17 protein-coding genes and 7 tRNA genes are annotated in these 21,593 nt (G+C 42.9%); 2 read left to right on the top strand and 22 right to left on the bottom strand.

Going from position 1 to position 21,593, the window contains the following annotated elements:
* Positions 1-97: 97 nt before the first annotated feature.
* The 8 genes from carB to ffh all read right to left on the bottom strand — a co-directional run bounded on the left by carB (position 98) and on the right by ffh (position 10,089).
* Positions 98-3,328 carry a carbamoyl-phosphate synthase large subunit gene (gene carB / locus L3V25_RS07310; protein WP_237294751.1) on the bottom strand — a complete coding sequence of 1,077 codons (3,231 nt, stop codon included), beginning with the start codon at positions 3,326-3,328 and terminating at the stop codon, positions 98-100.
* Positions 3,329-3,344: 16 nt separating this feature from the next.
* The gene (carA, locus tag L3V25_RS07305) at positions 3,345-4,499 is read right to left on the bottom strand and encodes a glutamine-hydrolyzing carbamoyl-phosphate synthase small subunit (protein ID WP_237294750.1); all 1,155 of its coding nucleotides are present in this window, start codon (positions 4,497-4,499) and stop codon (positions 3,345-3,347) included.
* Positions 4,500-5,020: 521 nt separating this feature from the next.
* A complete protein-coding gene (dapB, locus tag L3V25_RS07300; RefSeq protein ID WP_237294749.1) occupies positions 5,021-5,830 on the bottom strand; it encodes a 4-hydroxy-tetrahydrodipicolinate reductase in 810 nt (269 codons plus the stop codon).
* A gap of 360 nt (positions 5,831-6,190) precedes the next feature.
* Positions 6,191-6,544, bottom strand: a complete 354-nt coding sequence (rplS, locus tag L3V25_RS07295) for a 50S ribosomal protein L19 (RefSeq protein WP_027697614.1) — start codon at positions 6,542-6,544, stop codon at positions 6,191-6,193.
* 41 nt (positions 6,545-6,585) lie between these two features.
* Positions 6,586-7,347 (bottom strand): tRNA (guanosine(37)-N1)-methyltransferase TrmD, encoded by a 762-nt coding sequence (trmD, locus tag L3V25_RS07290; RefSeq protein WP_237294748.1) that lies wholly within the window; start codon positions 7,345-7,347, stop codon positions 6,586-6,588.
* A 28-nt stretch (positions 7,348-7,375) separates the two neighbouring features.
* Positions 7,376-7,909 carry a ribosome maturation factor RimM gene (rimM, locus tag L3V25_RS07285; RefSeq protein ID WP_237294747.1) on the bottom strand — a complete coding sequence of 178 codons (534 nt, stop codon included), beginning with the start codon at positions 7,907-7,909 and terminating at the stop codon, positions 7,376-7,378.
* A gap of 42 nt (positions 7,910-7,951) precedes the next feature.
* Entirely contained in the window at positions 7,952-8,200 is a 249-nt protein-coding gene (rpsP, locus tag L3V25_RS07280; protein ID WP_027697617.1) for a 30S ribosomal protein S16, read from the bottom strand.
* Between the two features lie 509 nt (positions 8,201-8,709).
* Positions 8,710-10,089, bottom strand: coding sequence for a signal recognition particle protein (gene ffh, locus L3V25_RS07275; protein WP_237294746.1), 1,380 nt, complete (start codon positions 10,087-10,089; stop codon positions 8,710-8,712).
* Between the two features lie 297 nt (positions 10,090-10,386).
* On the opposite strand from ffh, the gene L3V25_RS07270 reads away from it, so the two are divergent.
* Together L3V25_RS07270 and L3V25_RS07265 are read left to right on the top strand one after the other, a co-directional pair.
* Positions 10,387-11,181: an inner membrane protein YpjD gene (locus L3V25_RS07270; protein ID WP_237294985.1), complete on the top strand. Its 795-nt coding sequence runs from the start codon at positions 10,387-10,389 to the stop codon at positions 11,179-11,181.
* Between the two features lie 123 nt (positions 11,182-11,304).
* A complete protein-coding gene (locus tag L3V25_RS07265; protein WP_237294745.1) occupies positions 11,305-12,588 on the top strand; it encodes a CNNM domain-containing protein in 1,284 nt (427 codons plus the stop codon).
* A gap of 163 nt (positions 12,589-12,751) precedes the next feature.
* On the opposite strand, the gene luxS is transcribed toward L3V25_RS07265, so the two are convergent.
* The 14 genes from luxS to csrA all read right to left on the bottom strand — a co-directional run bounded on the left by luxS (position 12,752) and on the right by csrA (position 21,525).
* Positions 12,752-13,270, bottom strand: coding sequence for an S-ribosylhomocysteine lyase (gene luxS, locus L3V25_RS07260; protein WP_237294744.1), 519 nt, complete (start codon positions 13,268-13,270; stop codon positions 12,752-12,754).
* A 39-nt stretch (positions 13,271-13,309) separates the two neighbouring features.
* On the bottom strand, positions 13,310-13,924 hold the full coding sequence (locus tag L3V25_RS07255; RefSeq protein WP_346656328.1) for a hypothetical protein: 615 nt from the start codon (positions 13,922-13,924) through the stop codon (positions 13,310-13,312).
* A gap of 1 nt (position 13,925) precedes the next feature.
* Complete coding sequence (gene gshA, locus L3V25_RS07250) at positions 13,926-15,497, bottom strand: glutamate--cysteine ligase (RefSeq protein ID WP_237294742.1); 1,572 nt, start codon at positions 15,495-15,497, stop codon at positions 13,926-13,928.
* Positions 15,498-15,651: 154 nt separating this feature from the next.
* Positions 15,652-18,501: a pitrilysin family protein gene (locus L3V25_RS07245; protein ID WP_237294741.1), complete on the bottom strand. Its 2,850-nt coding sequence runs from the start codon at positions 18,499-18,501 to the stop codon at positions 15,652-15,654.
* Complete coding sequence (locus L3V25_RS07240; RefSeq protein WP_237294984.1) at positions 18,502-18,930, bottom strand: YqaA family protein; 429 nt, start codon at positions 18,928-18,930, stop codon at positions 18,502-18,504. It abuts the gene before it with no gap.
* A 29-nt stretch (positions 18,931-18,959) separates the two neighbouring features.
* Positions 18,960-19,913 (bottom strand): NADP-dependent oxidoreductase, encoded by a 954-nt coding sequence (locus tag L3V25_RS07235; protein WP_237294740.1) that lies wholly within the window; start codon positions 19,911-19,913, stop codon positions 18,960-18,962.
* A 249-nt stretch (positions 19,914-20,162) separates the two neighbouring features.
* Positions 20,163-20,239 (bottom strand) — tRNA-Arg (locus L3V25_RS07230).
* A gap of 39 nt (positions 20,240-20,278) precedes the next feature.
* Positions 20,279-20,355, bottom strand: a tRNA-Arg gene (locus tag L3V25_RS07225).
* 42 nt (positions 20,356-20,397) lie between these two features.
* A tRNA-Arg gene (locus tag L3V25_RS07220) sits at positions 20,398-20,474 on the bottom strand.
* Between the two features lie 47 nt (positions 20,475-20,521).
* Positions 20,522-20,598: transfer RNA gene (locus L3V25_RS07215), tRNA-Arg, on the bottom strand.
* A 77-nt stretch (positions 20,599-20,675) separates the two neighbouring features.
* Positions 20,676-20,768: transfer RNA gene (locus tag L3V25_RS07210), tRNA-Ser, on the bottom strand.
* Positions 20,769-20,790: 22 nt separating this feature from the next.
* Positions 20,791-20,867: transfer RNA gene (locus L3V25_RS07205), tRNA-Arg, on the bottom strand.
* 86 nt (positions 20,868-20,953) lie between these two features.
* Positions 20,954-21,046: transfer RNA gene (locus tag L3V25_RS07200), tRNA-Ser, on the bottom strand.
* A gap of 281 nt (positions 21,047-21,327) precedes the next feature.
* Positions 21,328-21,525 carry a carbon storage regulator CsrA gene (gene csrA / locus L3V25_RS07195; RefSeq protein WP_237294739.1) on the bottom strand — a complete coding sequence of 66 codons (198 nt, stop codon included), beginning with the start codon at positions 21,523-21,525 and terminating at the stop codon, positions 21,328-21,330.
* Positions 21,526-21,593 lie beyond the last annotated feature (68 nt).

The raw sequence follows: 21,593 nt of genomic DNA, 5'->3' as shown, positions 1-21,593 counted from the left end.
CCGAGAAACGCAAATAAACAAAAACCCACTTTAGCTTCACAACTAAAGTGGGTTTATTTTTATTGCTTATTAACGCTTGTTTATTAACGTTAGCTTATTACGCCAAAGACTCTTTCACTTTCGCATGCAACTCTTGTACAGAGGTGACATTCGAACGGTTGTCTTCTTTATGAGCCATACAACTTGCGAAAGCCGCATTCAAGGTCGTGGTGTAGTTCACCTTCTCTTGAAGTGCGCCGCGACGTAGTACTTTTGAGTCTTCAATTGCTTGACGACCGGCTGCAGTGTTCACAATGTAGGTGTATTCATTGTTCTTGATACGGTCAAGAATATGAGGTCGGCCTTCATGTACTTTATTCACCAAGCGAGGGTTAATGCCCGCTTCGCCTAGCACGACTGCTGTACCGTGTGTTGCATCTAATTGGTAGCCTAGTTTGATTAACTGAGACGCCAACTCTACCACACGCTCTTTGTCTTCTTTACGAACAGAAAGTAATGCACGACCACCTTCAGGGTAAACATTACCGATGCCCAGTTCCGCTTTCGCAAACGCTTGAGCAAAAGTTTTGCCTACGCCCATCACTTCACCGGTTGAGCGCATTTCTGGGCCTAACAGTGGATCCACACCTAGGAACTTGTTAAACGGTAATACAACCTCTTTAACTGAGTAGTATGGTGGAATGATTTCTTTAGTGAAACCTTGCGATGCTAAAGATTGGCCTGCCATTACGCGTGCTGCAATTTTAGCTAAAGGCGCACCTGTTGCTTTTGATACAAATGGAACCGTACGTGCTGCACGTGGGTTCACTTCGATTAGATATACCTTGCCATCTTTAACCGCAAACTGGGTATTCATTAGACCGCGTACACCAAGCTCAAACGCTAGCTTTTCAACTTGCTCACGCATTACGTCTTGGATTTCCTGGCTTAAGGTATAAGCAGGTAATGAACATGCTGAGTCACCTGAGTGAACACCCGCTTGCTCAATGTGCTCCATGATACCGCCAATCACCACTTGCTCACCGTCACAAATCGCATCAACGTCCACTTCAACCGCATCATCTAAGAATAGGTCGAGAAGAACTGGTGATTCATTTGAAACGCTTACTGCTTCATTGAAGTAGCGACGTAAATCTTGCTCGTCATATACGATTTCCATCGCACGACCACCAAGAACGTATGAAGGACGAACGACCAGTGGGTAACCAATTTCACGTGATTTCTCAATCGCTTGTTCCATTGTGGTTACAGTAGCATTTTCAGGTTGTAATAAACCTAAACGATCGACTGCCGTTTGGAAACGCTCACGGTCTTCCGCGCGGTCAATGGCATCTGGGCTAGTACCAATAATTGGCACACCAGCCGCTTCTAATGCACGAGCTAGTTTCAGAGGCGTTTGACCACCGTACTGAACGATCACGCCTTTTGGCTTCTCGATACGTACGATTTCAAGCACATCTTCTAGTGTTACTGGTTCGAAGTATAAACGGTCTGACGTATCGTAATCGGTAGAAACAGTTTCAGGGTTACAGTTCACCATGATGGTTTCGTAACCGTCTTCACGTAATGCCAGTGATGCATGCACACAACAGTAGTCAAATTCGATACCTTGACCGATACGGTTTGGCCCACCGCCCAATACCATGATTTTATCGCGGTCAGTTGGGTTCGCTTCACATTCTTCATCGTATGATGAGTACATGTAAGCAGTATCTGAAGAGAACTCAGCAGCACAAGTATCAACACGTTTGTAAACAGGGTGGATATTGTATTGCTCACGAGCACGACGAATTTCGCTTTCTGCTACGCCAAGGAGTTTCGCTAAACGTGCATCACCGAAGCCTTTACGCTTCATTTTACGTAATACTTCTTCGTTTAGACCAGCGTAACCGCCCGCTTTAACTTCTTCTTCCAGTTTCACTAGCTCTTCGATTTGAACTAGGAACCAGCGATCTACATTGGTTAGGTTGAATACGCCATCCACAGACATACCAGCACGGAATGCATCAGCGATGTACCAGATACGATCACAACCCGCTTCTTTCAATTCTTGGCGGATCTTGGTCAATGCATCAGGTGCATCTAAATCGACCATTTCATCAAAGCCATCACGACCAACTTCTAGGCCACGTAATGCTTTTTGTAGTGATTCTTGTTGGTTACGACCAATCGCCATTACTTCACCAACCGACTTCATTTGAGTGGTTAGACGGTCATTGGCACCGGCAAATTTCTCAAAGTTAAAACGAGGGATCTTAGTCACAACGTAATCGATGGTTGGTTCAAATGATGCAGGCGTTGCGCCACCTGTGATGTCATTCATTAACTCATCAAGCGTATAACCAATCGCCAGTTTTGCTGCAATTTTAGCAATTGGGAAACCTGTTGCTTTAGAAGCTAGCGCTGATGAACGCGATACACGTGGGTTCATTTCGATGATAACCATACGGCCATCTTTCGGATTGATACCAAACTGTACGTTTGAACCACCTGTCTCAACACCAATCTCACGTAATACCGCTAAAGAAGCGTTACGCATTAATTGGTATTCTTTATCTGTTAGAGTTTGAGCTGGAGCCACAGTGATCGAGTCACCAGTGTGAATGCCCATTGCATCGAAGTTTTCAATCGCACATACGATGATACAGTTATCCGCCTTATCGCGAACCACTTCCATCTCGTACTCTTTCCAGCCAATCAATGATTCATCAATAAGAAGTTCATTGGTTGGAGAAAGGTCTAAGCCGCGACGACAAATTTCTTCAAATTCTTCTTTGTTATACGCGATACCACCACCAGAACCACCCATAGTAAATGAAGGACGGATGATACAAGGGAAGCCAACCATATTGAGAACTTTGTAAGCTTCTTCCATTGATTTCGCAGTATCCGCACGTGGACACTCAAGACCAATTGACTTCATCGCTTTATCAAAACGAGAACGGTCTTCTGCTTTATCAATTGCATCTGCTGTCGCACCGATCATTTCCACGCCAAACTCTTCAAGTACGCCGTTTTTTTCTAAATCAAGTGCACAGTTCAAAGCCGTTTGACCACCCATAGTAGGCAATACAGCATCTGGACGCTCTTTAGCAATAATATTACGAACCACTTCCCAGTGAATTGGCTCGATATAAGTTGCATCGGCCATCTCTGGGTCAGTCATGATAGTGGCTGGGTTAGAGTTAACTAAGATAACTCGGTAACCTTCTTCGCGCAGAGCTTTACATGCTTGAGCGCCAGAGTAGTCAAATTCACAAGCCTGACCGATAACAATTGGGCCAGCACCTAAAATCAGTACGCTTTTTATGTCAGTACGTTTTGGCATTTTCTACAACTCCCAATTATTTCTTATGTTCTTTGATTAATTCAATAAAGTGGTCAAACAATGGCGCAGCATCGTGAGGACCTGGGCTTGCTTCTGGGTGACCCTGGAAGCTAAATGCTGGCTTATCGGTACGATGAATACCTTGTAGAGAACCGTCAAATAATGATTTGTGAGTCGCACGTAAGTTGTCAGGTAAGGTTGCTTCGTCCGCCGCAAAACCGTGGTTCTGAGAAGTGATCATTACAACGTTACGATCAAGATCTTTTACTGGGTGGTTAGCACCGTGATGACCAAACTTCATTTTGATGGTTTGAGCACCAGAAGCTAATGCCAATATTTGATGTCCAAGACAGATACCAAAAATAGGTAAACCTTCATCTAGGAAAGTCTTAGTCGCTTCAATGGCGTAAGTACAAGGTTCTGGGTCGCCTGGGCCATTCGATAGGAATACACCATCTGGATTTAAGGCTAATACTTCTTCTGCTGAGGTTTCAGCTGGAACCACTGTTAGACGACAACCGCGGTCAACTAACATACGTAAGATGTTACGTTTCGCACCGAAATCGTAAGCCACAACATGGTAAGGCAATTCTGCGTCAGATTTTGCTTCTGGCAGTCCACCGGTTAAAGTCCATGAACCTTGTTTCCAAGAGTAAGACTCTTTGGTAGAAACCACTTTGGCTAAATCCATGCCTTTCAGGCCAGGGAATTCTTTAGCTTTAGCAAGTGCCAGTGCTTCATCCAGCGATTTTTCACCAAAAGAAGGGCCTGCTACGATACAACCATTCTGCGCGCCCTTTTCACGTAATACACGAGTTAATTTACGTGTATCAATATCAGCAATGCCGACGATATTTTGTGATTTTAAGTATTCTGAAAGGGTTTGTTCGCTGCGGAAGTTTGAAGCTATAAGAGGAAGATCACGGATAACTAAGCCTTGAGCATGGATTGAAGAGGACTCTTCATCTTCTGAGTTAGTACCGGTATTGCCAATATGAGGATAAGTTAGAGTAACGATTTGCTGTGAATAGGAAGGATCAGTGAGAATTTCTTGATACCCCGTCATCGAGGTATTAAAAACAACTTCTCCAACGGCGGACCCATCTGCTCCAATGGATTGACCGCGGAACACTGTCCCATCTTCTAGGACTAACAGTGCGGAATTACTCAAGATAACCTCCAGAATAAATATGCAAAATAAATGTATAAGCTCTCGCTCTTATCTTTCTAAATCACCATAATTATGGAATTTAGGTAAATTGGCGCTATTCTAGAGATGGCAGCCAAATGTGTCAATAGTGTTAGAAAAAGAAATCTATAATAAAAGACAACTTACCCAATTTGTTTCACTAAAGCCTCAAAAACAACAATCTATCTATCTCTTAGTGGCGTTAACCACACACTAAGATGTCAAAACCTTTACTTAGTATTATTTTTGTTCAATAAAAAATTAACTGACTACTTTTTGTCAAAAACAGCCAAGATAACTGCAAATTTCAGACATCAAACAAAGAGTAACATCATAAACCACAATAAAAACAACAAAACAATTTCACGTAATCGTTTCTTTACTCAAGCTAAAATACAAAAAAGCCGCTCATTATCTGAACGGCTTTTCGTTAAAAGTAACACTTTCGGGATATTTCGCTGATTCGAAACTGAATAGATACCCAAGTAACTAGCTATGAGTCGTTACAACTCATTTAACCCCAATACATCTTGCATGGTGTAAAAGCCCGACGGTTGCGTTTCTAACCAAACGGCTGCTTTAATTGCGCCATTGGCAAAAGTCATACGATCAGTGGCTTTATGGGTGATCTCAACTCGTTCACCAATATCTGCAAACATCGCAGTATGTTCACCGATAATGTCGCCAGCACGGATGGTTGCAAAACCAATTTCATCTTTGGTTCTTTCACCGGTAATGCCTTCTCGTGCATATACGGCCACATCACTTAACTTATTTCCCATGGCGCCAGCAATGGCTTCGCCCATACCTAAAGCGGTACCCGATGGTGCGTCTACTTTATGACGATGATGAGCTTCAATTACTTCAATATCGCAGTAATCTCCCATCACTTTGGCAGCTTTCTCTAAAAGCTTGAACATTAAGTTCACACCAACACTGTAATTGGGTGCCATCACGATAGAAATTTCCTGAGCAGCTTGATCGATAAGCTGCTTTTCTTCTTCAGAGAAGCCGGTGGTACCAATCACAATTTTTTTGCCATGTGATTTACAAAGTTCGATATTAGCTAACGTGCTGCTAGGAGCCGTAAAATCAACAATCACATCAAACTGTGAAATAACCTTTGATAAATCATCGACTAATGCAACGGAAAATTGCCCTTCGCCACAAAGCTCACCAATATCAACACCGACTAATGATGACTCAGGTCTTTCCGAACCTGCTCCTACTTGAGCGTTTGGATTTAAGTGGGTAGCTTTTACTAAGTTGCGGCCCATTCGACCTGCTGCGCCTGCAATTGCAATACGAACCATTGCATATCTCTCCTTTGATGATTTTGTTATTGGGAATGTAGCGTTTTTAGAAAAGAATGGGAAGAAGTGTTTTTTCGTTGCTCGTGTCTAGGGCACTTCGTTTCTCGTGGCTCGAAAGATGAATAAAAGGTTGCGAGTGGTGTGTTAAATGTTGCGTATAAATCGAAAAGCAGAAGCGAGGTTCGGGGATGTTGTAGCGAGTTACGTGTTTAGTGTAGCGTGTGAAAACAACAGCGATCAGGGATAATCTTTTCCTAGCAACTAGGAACGAGAAGCGTAGCGATCCAAGCAGCGCAGCGCCCCTAACCAAAAAAAACGGGTCCCAAATGGGACCCGTTTACTTTGAGAACGCAGCGTGCGTTACTTCTTAGCCAGCTTCTCTTTGATACGAGCTGACTTACCAGAACGCTCACGTAGGTAGTACAACTTGGCACGACGTACTGCACCACGACGCTTAACTTCAATGCTATCAACCATTGGAGAGTGAGTTTGGAAAGCACGCTCAACGCCTTCACCGTTCGAGATTTTACGAACTGTGAATGCTGAGTGAAGACCACGGTTACGCTTAGCGATAACTACGCCTTCGAATGCCTGTAGACGCTCACGGTCGCCTTCTTTAACTTTAACCTGAACTACAACAGTGTCACCTGGTGCAAATGCAGGGATGTCTTGTTTCATTTGCTCTTCTTCAAGAGCTTTGATGATATTACTCATGTGTCTATTTCCTAGATTAAACTGATACTAAATTTATTAGGCTAGTTGCTTCTATCTTTTTTCAAAGACCGCTGTTCACTAATGAACTGCGCCAGCAATTGTTCCTGTTCGTCAGTCAGAGCTAGGTTTTCCAGAAGCTCTGGTCTTCTAAGCCAAGTACGGCCTAGCGATTGTTTTAACCGCCAGCGACGAATGTCCTCGTGATTTCCAGAAGTCAGTACACTTGGCACCCTTTTCTGGTTTAACACTTCAGGACGTGTGTAGTGTGGACAATCCAACAAGCCATTAGCAAAAGAATCTTCTTCTGCCGACGCAAAATCCCCAAGTACACCCGGAACAAACCGAGATACTGAATCAATTAACGTCATGGCTGGGATTTCCCCACCCGTCATTACAAAATCCCCTATCGACCATTCTTCATCAACATAAGATTCAATAATGCGCTCATCTACTCCTTCGTAGCGACCACAAATCAGAATCAAGTTCTCATTAGTTGCCAACTCTTCAACTCCTTGCTGGTCGAGTTTACGACCTTGGGGAGATAAGTAGATTACTTTCGCCTTACCCGGTGAAGCTTGTTTGGCTGCATCAATGGCATCGCTCAAAGGCTGAACCATCATCAACATGCCAGGGCCACCACCGTAAGGTCTATCATCAACAGTGCGATGTTTATCATGAGTGAAATCACGAGGATTCCATGACTCTAATGATAAAAGACCTTTTTTAACCGCTTGACCAGTTACACCATAATCAGATACGGCTCGGAACATGTCGGGAAACAGGCTAATTATGCCAATCCACATTGTGTTTCTCGCTTATCTAGTTAGGTGTCTAGAATCCAGGATCCCAGTCAACTTCGATCCGTTGAGCTGTGCGATCAACGTTTTTGATCACTTGCTCTTCAAGGAACGGAATTAATCGTTCCTTTTGGCCAAAAGCATCTTTTAAATTCGCTTTTACTACTAGAACATCATTCGAGCCCGTTTCCATCAAATCAGTCACTTCACCTAGGTGATAGCCTTGAGTTGTGTAAACTTGCATACCGAATAACTCACGCCAGTAGAATTCTTCTTCTGACAGTTCAGGTAGTGCGATTGGATCAATCAAGATTTCCACATTAGCGTACAATTGTGCGTCTTCGCGAATATCGATGCCTTCAAGCTTACAAACATAACCATTATTATGGCGTTTCCAGCTTTCAACTTTATATTGAACCAATTGACCCTTTTGTTTAATAAACCAAGGGCTGTATTCAAAAATACTTTCAGCGTTGTCGGTATAGGAAAAAACTTTAAGCCAACCACGAATGCCGTAAGAAGAACCAAGCTTACCTACAACGATTTTTTCGTTTTGTTGTTCACTCATTGTTTTTACCTTTAACCTTTACAACTACTAATGTGCTAATAATTAAGCCGCTTTTTGAGCGTCTTTAACTAGTTTAGCAACACGGTCAGATACAGATGCGCCTTGACCAACCCAGTGGTTAACGCGATCTAGGTCTAAACGTAGACCTTCTTCTTGACCTTGAGCTGTAGGGTTAAAGAAACCTACGTTTTCAATGTAGCGACCAGTTGCTGCACAACGGCTGTCAGCTACAACGATTTGATAAAATGGACGCTTTTTAGCGCCGTGACGTGCCAAACGAATGGTTACCATGTCGTCCTCTTTTGCTTTCTCAATAATTAAATTAGCCCCAAACCTTGTTTCTTCACTCACAATGTGAGGATAAAAACGACTTGGGGCCTCGTGCCAAAATAAAGCCCCCGAATTTTACTCTTATTCAGAGTCAATGCAAGGGCTTTATACCCAAGTGACTTCAAAATGCAGAATTCAGAGCTATCATCCAAATCTTTAGGCAAAGAAGATTGGTGAAGGAATGTAGACACCTTTCAAATCAATCTGACGCAGCATAAAGGTTTGGATGAAGCTCCCGAAGGGCAAGTTAAAACAAGCTTTATGCTGCGTTAAATTGAACAGAGATAGAATGACTATGATCATGTCCAATTTGTCTTGCCTAAAGCTTGTTTTATTCTTGCTGAAACTCGCATCTTGGAGTTACTTGGGTATAGGTATTTTTGTAATCAATTCTGGTGAAGTTTCACTCAGTATTGGAGTGTGACAGAGTTAACACTTCATGTCACGGAACGCATTTGGATGAAATTGAATTAACGACCGAAGCCGCCCATTCCTCCCATACCACCGCCGCCCATCATGCCTTGCATGTTGCGCATCATGCCTTTCATTCCACCTTTCTGCATTTTTTTCATCATTTTCTGCATTTGGGTAAATTGTTTTAGCATGCGGTTAACGTCTTGAACTTGAGTACCCGAACCGGCAGCGATACGTTTTTTACGTGAGCCTTTAATCAGTTCAGGATGTTCACGCTCTTTCATGGTCATCGAATTAATCATCGCTTCCATTTGCGTGAACATTTTATCGTCAACTTGATCTTTAACATTAGCAGGTAAGTTACCCATGCCTGGCAGTTTGTTCATCATGCCTGCCATGCCGCCCATGTTTTTCATCTGGCCAAGTTGTTCGCGGAAATCTTCTAAGTCAAAGCCTTTCTTCTGCTTGAACTTCTTCGCCATTTTTTCGGCTTTGGCTTTATCAACATTCTTCTCTAGATCTTCAATAAGAGACAGAACATCGCCCATACCTAAAATTCGCGAAGCAACACGATCTGGGTGGAAAGCTTCTAATGCATCGGTTTTCTCACCAACACCTAAGAATTTGATTGGCTTACCTGTGATATGACGAACCGACAGAGCCGCACCACCACGCGCATCACCATCGACTTTGGTTAGGATCACACCGGTTAACGGTAGTGCATCACCAAATGCTTTTGCAGTGTTCGCCGCATCTTGACCTGTCATGGCATCAACCACAAACAGCGTTTCTACCGGTTTGATAGCTTGATGAAGGTCTTTAATTTCCGACATCATTTCTTCATCAACCGCTAAACGACCCGCGGTATCCAGAATCACAACGTCATAGAATTTTTTCTTCGCGTGATCGATGGCGGCATTAGCAATATCGATCGGCTTTTGGTCAGCACTAGATGGGAAGAAATCCGTACCAACTTCAGTTGCTAAGGTTTCAAGCTGTTTGATCGCGGCTGGACGATAAACGTCGGCAGACACCACTAACACTTTTTTCTTATCACGCTCGGTTAATAATTTCGATAATTTACCAACACTGGTGGTTTTACCCGCACCTTGTAAACCCGCCATCAAAATGACAGCCGGTGGTTGAGCGGCAAGATTTAGCGCTTCGTTCGACTCGCCCATCACTGACTCAAGTTCAGCTTGAACGATCTTGATGAACTCTTGGCCCGGAGTAAGAGATTTAGAAACCTCAATACCAACCGCACGCTCTTTTACTTGTTTTACGAAATCACGAACAACAGGAAGGGCAACATCCGCTTCAAGCAACGCCATACGTACTTCGCGTAAAGTATCTTTGATGTTATCTTCTGTTAAGCGCCCTTTACCACTGATATTTTTCAGCGTACCGGACAGTCTTTCGGTTAAATTATCAAACATGATTCTGCCTAATTAAACATAAGTTTTATTGAAAAAGCGGAATGAAGACACTGAAGATTCAGGGATATTTCAGCTTTTTACTCTAATTAAGTTGGGCCATTTGGCTCTCTAGTACTAGACAGTATAACGATGCAAGCTCGATGTTTCACTGACTTTCCTATTCTTGGCTATTTTTTCTTCTACGATGGGAGTAATTCTCCCGCTTAAAATGATAGTATCCTTGTGAATCTGGCTATATACCCGCACCACCCATAAGAGTTATAATCACCTATCTGATGGATTTTTTTAATGAGTAATATGGAAAACTTGCTTTCAATCATTGCTGTTATTTTATATTTCGCGGCGACTTGCATGATCGTCCCGGGGCTAGTGCACCGCTCTGGCATCAGAATTAAGCTGGTATTTAGTTTAGCCATTCTTGCCATCGCCACTCACGGTTGGCTAATTAGCGATCTCATTTTTAACCCTAATGGGCAAAACATGAGTATTCTGAATGTCGCTTCTTTAATTGGTTTTATTATTTGTTTAGTACTCACGGTTTCGATGTGGAAAACACGTCTTTGGTTTTTATTGCCAGTCGTTTATAGCTTTGCTGCGATTAACCTGTGCGCTGCTAACTTTTTGCCAAGCACCTTCATTACCCACTTTGAGGGTAAAATTGAATTACTGGTTCATATCACCATTGCGCTATTTGCTTATTCCACCCTTACCATCGGAGCTCTATTTGCTCTGCAATTGGCGTGGCTTGATCATCAACTAAAAAGCAAAAAGTCATTGGTCATTAACCCTAACCTCCCTCCTTTAATGATGGTGGAAAGGCATCTTTTCAAGGTCATACTAATTGGTACGGTTTTACTAACGGCAACACTAGTTACTGGAGCCATTTACACCGAAGGTATGTTCTCTTCACCCAATGCTCATAAAAGTGTTCTATCCTTTATTGCTTGGGTTTTATACTGCATTTTATTATGGGGTCACTACCAACAAGGCTGGCGAGGCAAGAGAGTGCTTTGGTTATCCATTAGCGGTACGAGCCTACTCACACTGGCCTACTTCGGCAGCCGTTTTGTTAGAGAAATAATTTTAAACTAATTTGTTCTCTGTTAATTATCCCCATCTATTGACAGGGTAATGAGATTTCGTCATAACTGCTAACTTCAAATTATCACGTAGATGGTTTGTATCTAATTATAATAATCAAAGGAAAACCTAAGTTTGGGTGAAATATCGACGGGGCTGTTGTTTGCCCTACTTGCAATACTTATCCTCATTTCTGCTTACTTCTCTAGCTCAGAAACAGGCATGATGTCTCTAAACCGCTACCGTTTGCGACATCTTGCTAATCAAGGGCATAAAGGGGCTAAGCGAGTTGAATCTCTCCTTGAACGCCCAGATCGCTTAATCGGTCTTATCTTAATTGGTAACAACCTAGTCAACATTCTTGCCTCAGCGATTGCTACCATCATAGGGATGCGTTTATACGGCGATTATGGGGTAGCGATTGCCACTGGTGCACTCACCTTAGTCATTCTAGTGTTTGCTGAAATCACACCAAAAACATTAGCAGCGCTTTATCCAGAACGAGTTTCTTATACCAGCAGTATTTTACTGCGCATATTGATGAAGGTGTTGTCACCGCTTGTTATTCTCGTCAACTTCATCACTAATGGCTTATTACGTTTATTAGGCGTAAGAGCGGAAGATTCAACGGGAGACCCTTTAAGTTCTGAAGAGCTCCGTACTGTGGTAAATGAAGCAGGTAGTCTTATCCCTCGTCGTCACCAAGACATGTTGATCTCAATTTTAGATTTAGAACATGTTACAGTGAACGATATTATGGTGCCTCGTAACGAAATAACCGGCATCGACATTAATGATGATTGGAAGTCGATTGTTCGTCAGTTAACTCACTCAGCCCATGGCCGAGTCGTGTTATACCGTGATCAGATTGATGAAGTGGTTGGTATGTTGCGTCTGCGTAAAGCATACCGCTTAATGCTTGAAAAGAATGAATTTAATAAAGAAACCTTACTGCGTTCTGCCGATGAAGTATATTTCATTCCAGAAGCGACACCGCTTAACGTTCAATTATTAAAGTTCCAACGCAATAAAGAACGCATTGGCATGATTGTCGATGAGTACGGCGATATTATCGGTTTAATTACCCTAGAAGATATTCTTGAAGAGATCGTTGGTGAGTTTACTACCTCAATGTCTCCAAGCCTTGCCGATGAAATCACGCCACAAAGCGATGGCAGTTACCTGATTGAAGGCAGTGCTAATATCCGTGATATCAACAAAGGTTTAAATTGGAAACTACCAACCGATGGCCCAAGAACATTAAACGGTTTAGTTTTGGAGCATTTAGAAGATATTCCTGAAAGTTACCTCAGTATTGAAGTGGCGAATCATAAGATGGAATTAATCGAAATCGCCGAGAACAAGATCAAGTTAGTGAAAGTGTATCCTTCGAAGAAGAAGCCGAAGAAGGTGCACTAGCGGAGCTCGAGTCTCGGGCGCCCAGCTTCTCGTTGCTCGATCCTATATGGAAAGTCATATTATTTAAAAGGGCCCTTAGCTTGTTGTAAGCTAAGGGCCCTTCTGTTTGTAACAGCTTATTCGAGATGCGAGCAGTGAAACGCCCGAGACTCGAAAACCGAGACTAGTCTACTTTTAGCTCTTGTAACATGCTTTCAGGTAGCGCTAGCTCATCATTTTTATTAACTTGAATGCCCGCTGCAATGATGTTTTTAGCAATCTCTTGTGCTTCAGTTAATGAATGCATTGAGTAAGTACCACATTGATATTCATTCAATTCAGGAATCTTGTTTTGGTCTTCTACCTTCAGCACATCATTCATCGCTGCAAGCCAAGCGTCTGCTACTTGTTGTTCAGTCGGAGTACCAATCAAACTCATATAGAAACCTGTGCGGCAACCCATAGGTGAAATGTCGATAATTTCCACTTCGCTGCTGTTTAAATTAGCACGCATAAAGCCTGCGTATAAATGCTCTAAAGTATGAATCCCTTTCTCAGATAAAATATCTTTGTTCGGGATACAAAAACGCAAATCAAATACCGTAATGGTATCGCCTTTTGGTGTTTGCATTGTCTTGGCAACACGAACTGCTGGTGCGCTCATACGAGTGTGATCGACGGTGAAGCTATCTAATAAAGGCATTGCTTATTCTCCTAATTCTTTGTAACACAATTGGTTCAATTAAAAAAACCAACTGCGGTTATCTTCCAGTTCAGCTTGGCACTTTTTCAACTGCCAGCCATAATTTTTTGCGGTTTGCTCTACTCGACGAGCGACTTTAATCAGTGAAGGTTTACTCGCGTATGTCTTTCGTTTAAAGCCGCCACGACCATCATGGTAAGCAAGGTACTGGCTATAAGCATCCCACTTAGAAATGCCTAGACTCTTTTGCGAACCATCCATATACCAGCCGATAAACATAATGGCATCGCCAAAATCATCCCTTGAAGACCAAGAACTCACTTCGTCTTGATATTCCGACCAAACAGGATCTTGGGCTTGCGCATAACCATACGCACTACTCACTCGCCCCCAAGGAATAAAGCCTAAAAAGTAGTAACGAGGTGGCTTAGCATCACCAACAAAAGAGCTTTCTTGTTTCATAAATGCCATGGAAATCTGAATAGGCACGCCATATTCATCATTCATATCTAAAGCATCTTCATACCAATCGGGGTATTGGCGAAAAATATCACATATATTATCTTGATTATCTGGCGGCGGCGTTGCACAACCAGACAATAGAAGACTAATACCAAGCATTACACTAGCGGATACTCTTCTCCCCCAAGCCATGTTATGACTGACCTAAATAAGAAAAGTAATCGGCAAGGAAATCATCAAAGCTTAATTGGTCAGCACTTTCTACTTCCTGCTGAGTCTCGCGAGAACGCACTACTTCGGCTTCCATCATCTGTTGATTATAGACTTGGTATTGATGCGCTAATAATTCATCGCGATATTGCTCACCAAGTTGGCAACCGACTTTACCAATACCGCCCGCTTGACGAATGTTATTCAGCAAACGACCAGAAATGGTTAACTCAGGATCGTCGATCCATGAACTTAACGTTTGGCACACCGATTGGTAAGCATTTCCACCATGCGCTTTATCCATTTCAATCGCAATTTCTTGTAACTGAGCAAACATTAATTTGCCCCAATGAACGAGAGTATTCGGCGCTTGATCACAGCATAGTTTAAATTCTAATCCTGGCTTACGACCTTCCAAGATGACATTGTTCCAGTTACTGCGCCAGCACTCTAAATCGCCTTCTTTCATTGGTGCTGATTCTTTTAAACCACACCAAGTCACGAATAAATCTAAAAATAGCACTTGCTCTTTATCCACCCCAACAGGGCTGAATGGGTTAACGTCTAGTGAGCGAACTTCAATATATTCGACTCCACCACGTTTTAACGCTTCCGATGGTTTCTCTCCATCTTTGGCAACACGCTTAGGTCGAATTGGTGCATAAAGTTCATTTTCGATTTGCAAAACATTACTGTTCAGTTGACGGTGTTCACCATCGACTTTCACACCGAGCTTAGCAAATCGCTCTGAAGGTTTATGCATCGCCGAGTTAAGCCCATCAAGGTACTCTTGCAAACTATTGAAGCCAATATGCAAATCACTTTGAGCGCTATTGGTATAGCCTAGGTCGCTCAAGCGTAGTGCTGTCGCATAAGGTAAATATAGCGTCTTGCCAATCTTTTCAAAATCTAGCCCAATTTCTCGGCCTTGTAAGAATGAAGGGCATAATGCCGGTGAAGCGCCAAATAGATATGGAATGATCCAGCCATAACGATAGTAGTTACGAATTAAGGCAAAGTAGTCTTCTGATTTAGTATCCGCTCTTTGCTGTTCGTTTTGTTCGCCATATAGACTATCCCAATAACTTTCTGGGAAAGAAAAGTTAAAGTGCACGCCAGAAATAATTTGCATCAAACTACCATAGCGGTGTTTCAAGCCTTGGCGATACAAGTTTTTCATTCGCCCAACATTCGATGTACCGTACTCTGCAAGCGGGATCTTATCTTCATCACTCACAAAACACGGCATCGACATCGGCCACAGCTTCTCATCACCCATTTTCGTCATGGTGAAGTGATGAACATCTTTCAATTGCTGTAGTAATACATCGACATCATGAGAAACCGGTGTAATGAATTCGAGTAAAGATTCAGAGAAGTCGGTGGTAATCCATTGGTTGGTTAACGCCGAACCTAAAGTTTGAGGATGAGGCGTTAAAGCAAGGTGATCATTAAGATCATAACGTAACGCTTCACGCTCAATTCCGCGTCCAAATTGCTTAAACGTGTTTGGGTTGCTAGCAACTTGCTCAAGGCGTGCAGAAAAGTCGGTCAAAATAGCACTCACTTATTGTGGTTTGCGATCCGAGTAGGATAATCATTCTGGAAGATAATTGCCATCAGGAAAACCTGACATCAAAGAAAATAAAGGCCCGTTATCGATAAAGTGAATTAACATCAATAACGGGCCAATCATTAACTTATGGGCGTTAATGCTTAACTTCAAGGTTTTGGATAGGAATTGCTAATTTTTTCAATTCAGGCGTTAGCTTTTTAGCATCTCCTACCACAATAATTTGAAAATCTTGTGGCTGGAACCAAGTAGCAGCGGCTTTATTGAGTGTTGGCTTATCAACCGTTTTTACTATTTCCGCTTTCTTATCGATGAAATCATCACTCAATGAATAATCTAAGATTGAATACAACAAGCTGGCTTTCTGCCCTGGGGTCTCATATTTCAAGGTATCTTGTTGACCAACGGCTAGACGCATAAACGCAAGTTCATCATCAGTCATTCCATCTTGGCTGTAGCTTTTCAACTCTTTCAATAATTCTTGAATAGAGGCGGCGGTAGAGTCTGCTCGCACTTGCGCGCTATATAGCACTAAACCGGTTTCTTTGGTCCCATAAACTGCACCACCCGCGCCATAGGTAAAACCTTTGTCTTCACGCAAGTTTAGGTTGATTCGGCTATTAAAGTTGCCACCTAAGTTATAGTTGGCTAACTGGGTCAAATACATCTCCCCTGTCGCATCATAAGGCATACCAATGCGCGCCAATCGAACAACACTTTGTGGAGAGTTCGGTTTATCTACTAAATAAATAGATTGCTTGCTAGGAGGAACAACCTTGCCGACAGCAGGCATTGCTACTTTCTCGCCAGACAATTTATTTAAAAAGGTCAACGCTTGCGATGCTTGTGATTGTTCAATCGCGCCAACGACTACCGCCTTTGCTTCTACTGGTGTGTAATGGCTGCGATAGAATTGCTGTACATCGTTTAAGGTTAAGTTCTTAAGTGAATCAACACTACCATCGGCACTGCGGCTAAATAAGCTTCCTTTGTACAGCACTTGTTTGGTTGCTTGTGAGGCAAGCCATGATGGCTGTTGATGTGAGTAAATTAGCCCCTGAATAGTTTGATTCTTCACGCGCTCAAAATCTTGCTGATTAAAGGCGGGTTTAAATAGCATTTCATCGGCAATGTTTAAGGTCGCATCCAGGTTTTTAGTCAATGAGGTAATCACAATACTCGATTGATAACCGCCAGCAGAGAAACTCACACTACTACCGAGCTTATCTAACTCTTGCTGCAGTTGCTCGCTAGTGCGCTCGGTGGTGCCCTCTTGCAGCATCGCGGCGGTTAAATCGGCTACCCCTTCCTTACCCGATGGCACATAACGGCTGCCGGCAGGAAAAGACACTTGAATAGCCACTGTTGGCGTTTCTGTAGTAGTGGTGCCAAGAACTTGAATACCATTATCTAAATTAAATCGGTATAACTCAGGCATAGTGCCGGAAACGGCTTGGCCGACTTCTGGTACTTGCGAGCGGTCGAAGTTGTCTTTCGGCTCACGAATATCAAGTTGATCATCCGTAATTTTTGGATAGTCAGGTAGATCGCGCTTCGGCGGCGTAAAGTTTGGCTTTTGCACCTCTAGCTGAGTTTGCTTTTTCGGCACCACACTAAGTACCACTTTGTGCTTACCATCGACGAATTGTTGATAAGCTTGCTCTACTGATTCTGGTGCCACGCTTCGGATCTGATCCAACTCAGTTTGTAATCGATCTGGCTGATTATAAAAAGTCTGGTTAGCAGCAAGTTGTGAAACTTTACCGCTGACACTTTGCAGTGCGTAAATCGTTCCCGCTTCGGCTTGACCGGTAATAGCATCCAGTTGCTCTTGCTTAACGCCTTCTGTTTTCACTTGCTCTAGTGCTTTATTCAATGCTTGATAGATTGGTGTGAGGTTGCCTTTATCACCTGAATCCCCCATCGCATACACATATAAAGTACAAGATAACTCGGCGCAATCTTGGAACGCCCCAGCATCTATAGCGACTTGGTTTTTCACTAAGTTTTGGTACAAGATACTATTTTTACCATCGCCTAGAATGGCCGCCAACGCATCAATCGACGCTTCTGATTTTGCGCCGCGGTATTGGGTTGGAAACGCCATCATTACCATTGGCTGACGAATTCGATCTTCTAGGGTAATAAAGCGATCATTGGGTAAGCTCACTGGTTGCTTATCGGCATCAGTCACTTCTGGCCCTTTAGGAATAGAACCGAAATACTTATTTACCCACGCAAGTGTTTGCGCTTCATCAATATCACCACCGATGGTTAATACTGCATTGTTAGGGCCATACCAACGTAAAAAGAATGCTTTTAAATCATTCACATCAACGCGGTCTAGGTCTTCAACATACCCTATGGTTTGCCATGAATAAGGATGATTTTTCGGATACAGCGCTTCGCCTATTCTTTCATACACTAGGCCATAAGGGCGGTTATCATAATTTTGACCGCGCTCGTTTTTCACCGTATCTCGCTGAATTTCGAATTTGCGCTGTGATACGGCATTAACTAAAAAGCCCATACGATCTGATTCTAACCACAACATTTTTTCTAGCTGATTAGATGGCACGGTTTCAAAGTAGTTGGTGCGATCTCGGTTAGTTGTACCATTTAAACTACCACCGGCTTCAGTAACAATCTTAAAGTGCTGCTGATCGCCAACATGCTCTGAACCTTGGAACATCATATGCTCAAAGAAATGCGCAAAACCAGAACGACCAATTTTCTCGCGAGCAGAACCAACATGATAAGTAACGTCAACATGGACAAGTGGATCGGAATGATCAGGAGAAAGAATAACGGTTAAGCCATTATCTAATTGATACTTGGAGTAAGGAATAGATGCTTTATCAGGATCAGCAGGTTGAGATTCAATGAGGTGGACACCTGGCGGCAAAGAGTTAGATGAACTGAGCTCTCCCCACAAAGAACAACCAGATAACGTAAGAAGAGTAAAAACTAATAACCAGTTTTTCATTTATATCAATCCCTTAAAAATCATCGCAAGACATGCATAGCGCACGCCTTTACCCAGCATAATTGCTATTAAGCATATCCATGGATTCATTCTGAGCCAACCTGCTGCGACACACAATGGGTCACCAATCACAGGTAGCCAGCTCATTAATAGAACCCAATAACCATAACGCTCAATCAAACGCTCTAGTTGTTGACCGCGTTTTTGCTTCAATGTTCTATTTGGCAGTAATAAGCCTAAATAATAATTGGTCATCCCCCCCAGTGTATTACCTATGGTTGCTACCATAATGACACTATAGAGGGAAATATTCTCTAATCTGAGCGCAGCATATAAGGTTACTTCCGAACTACCCGGCAGCAAGGTAGCACTTAAAAAGCCAGAGCTAAATAAAAACCATAACGGGTGCCCTGCAAGTAGGTCTTGCAGAGCTAAATAGAAATCTGACAACTAAAAGCCTAAGACTGCATATTCAATAAGATTTTGCCACGAGCTCGACCCGTTTCAATTTTTTGATGTGCTGTCACTACGTCTTGATAATTTATGACTTGCTCAATTTCAACCTTGATCATACCTGCGCTGATCAATTTCACTAATTCTTCAAGTTGAGTAACATCCGGTTCGACCAGCATCCCCATGCCAATAATGCCCATTTGAGAAGCGTGTTCACAAACGGTCGATGCTGTAATGGTTGGCACTGTGATCACTCTACTACCTGGGTGTAAGTGGTTCATCGCTTGTATCGCTGTGTCGCCACCCACCAAATCAATCAACACATCGATCTGACCGATACCTTTAAGACAATCTGCATTTGCGTAATCAAGACCAGTAGCACCTAAAGAATGAATATATTCCAAGTTATCCGCACTGCATGTCGCATAAACGGTAGTTTTTGCAGCAACTGCAATTTGCACCGCAATATGACCAACACCGCCAGCGCCCGCTAAGATCACCACGGTTTCGCCCGATTGAATCTGAGCCTTCTCTAACGCTTGTGCTGCAGTTTGACCGGCTAGAGGAATAGCAGCAGCCGCTTTTAAAGAAATATCTTCAGGTACTAAAGCCAGCTCACTTTCAGGCACACATACATATTGGCTATAACCGCCGCCGCGTAGTGGAAAGCCGATAAAGCCGGTAACCATATCATTAAGATTAAATTTACGGCTGCCTTCGCCCTGCTTTAACACAACGCCAGCGATGTCATAACCAGGAGTCCACGGTAGGTTATTTTTATTATGCTGAGCCGCCCAACCTAGCCCTGCTCGCGTTTTTACATCGATAGGGTTTACACCAGCATACGAAACCTTAACTAATACCTCACCTTCTTGTGGTGAAGGAATATCGCTATCTAAAATTTCAAGTTGCTCTGGAGCACCGAATTGAGAAATTACAATCTTTGCATTTGAAGGCATGGGTTGTTGTCCTTTACGTTATGCCATCATTGATGACATCCACATTATTTTTGCTTAACTGAAGTTATACCAAGCTGAGCCAGTTAACAAACTGACATTGGTATACGCACATTATATAGGGCTTGCATCGAGTAGCTTTGGTTAATTAGATGTAAATTACCCTACTATTCATTCGACTAAAAGCAACTTAGTGTGTCTTTAGTGCAAAATGCAAAAAAGCCCCACACAAATGTGCAGGGCTTCAAAATATGGCGCGCTCGGAAGGATTCGAACCTTCGACCGCCTGGTTCGTAGCCAGGTACTCTATCCAGCTGAGCTACGAGCGCGCAAATTTTTTATTACATCCAACATTGTGTTAATTGAAATGGCGCGCTCGGAAGGATTCGAACCTTCGACCGCCTGGTTCGTAGCCAGGTACTCTATCCAGCTGAGCTACGAGCGCGCAGTATTTTCAATTATTCACAACATTCAATGTTTTGAATGATGGCGCGCTCGGAAGGATTCGAACCTTCGACCGCCTGGTTCGTAGCCAGGTACTCTATCCAGCTGAGCTACGAGCGCGCAAAGAATTTTAAATTGTTCTACTTTTCAGTAGTTAAATCAAATGATGGCGCGCTCGGAAGGATTCGAACCTTCGACCGCCTGGTTCGTAGCCAGGTACTCTATCCAGCTGAGCTACGAGCGCGCAATGATTTGATCTCTAAAAGAGCATGTTGGGAAGATATTTCAGTTGCTAAGCCAAAACTTTCATCAACAAACAAATGGCGGTGAGGGAGGGATTCGAACCCTCGATGCGGCTACAAACCGCATACTCCCTTAGCAGGGGAGCGCCTTCGGCCTCTCGGCCACCTCACCACTTTTTTGTTCTTTTTCAGAATGGCGCGCTCGGAAGGATTCGAACCTTCGACCGCCTGGTTCGTAGCCAGGTACTCTATCCAGCTGAGCTACGAGCGCGCAATAATCTGATTCTCTATATTTAGAGCGTTTCCTAACTTAACATTCAGTTGCTAACCTAAATGGTTATAGAAACAATGCAAGAATGGCGGTGAGGGAGGGATTCGAACCCTCGATGCGGCTACAAACCGCATACTCCCTTAGCAGGGGAGCGCCTTCGGCCTCTCGGCCACCTCACCGTCTTGCGGAGGCACATATTACGTTTTACCCAAAATATGTCAAACACTTTCTTGGCAAAAAAACCGAAAAAACGTTCAATAGGATAGTATTCAATCAAATCCGATAAAATATGACCTATTTATTATTTTTTCGTGAATATGTAGCCGCAAACACAGCCTACTCATTTGCCTAATAAAAGTAAACAAAGCGAGATTTGGCAGTGACTTGCTAAATAAAACAACTTTACTTGATACTAAAAAACAAAGGCCAGCAATGCTGACCTTATCTGACACAATGCAAATTAAAAATTACCAGATGGTGCAGCAGCTGTACCTTTCTCTGCTTGAATTCGCATATAAATCTCTTCACGGTGAACAGATACTTCTTTTGGTGCATTAACACCAATACGTACCTGATTCCCCTTCACACCAAGAACGGTTACGGTGACTTCATCACCAATCATCAAAGTTTCACCAACTCGGCGAGTCAAAATTAGCATTATCTACTCCTTGAGTAATCTCTATTTATTATTTCAATCATGCCATTATCCATGAAAAGTCATATTTA

It is taken from the genome of Vibrio sp. CK2-1, from assembly GCF_021726515.1.
Lineage (GTDB): Bacteria > Pseudomonadota > Gammaproteobacteria > Enterobacterales > Vibrionaceae > Vibrio.
Note: the sequence above shows the minus strand (reverse complement) of the source record. Positions and strands in the feature narration are given on the sequence as shown.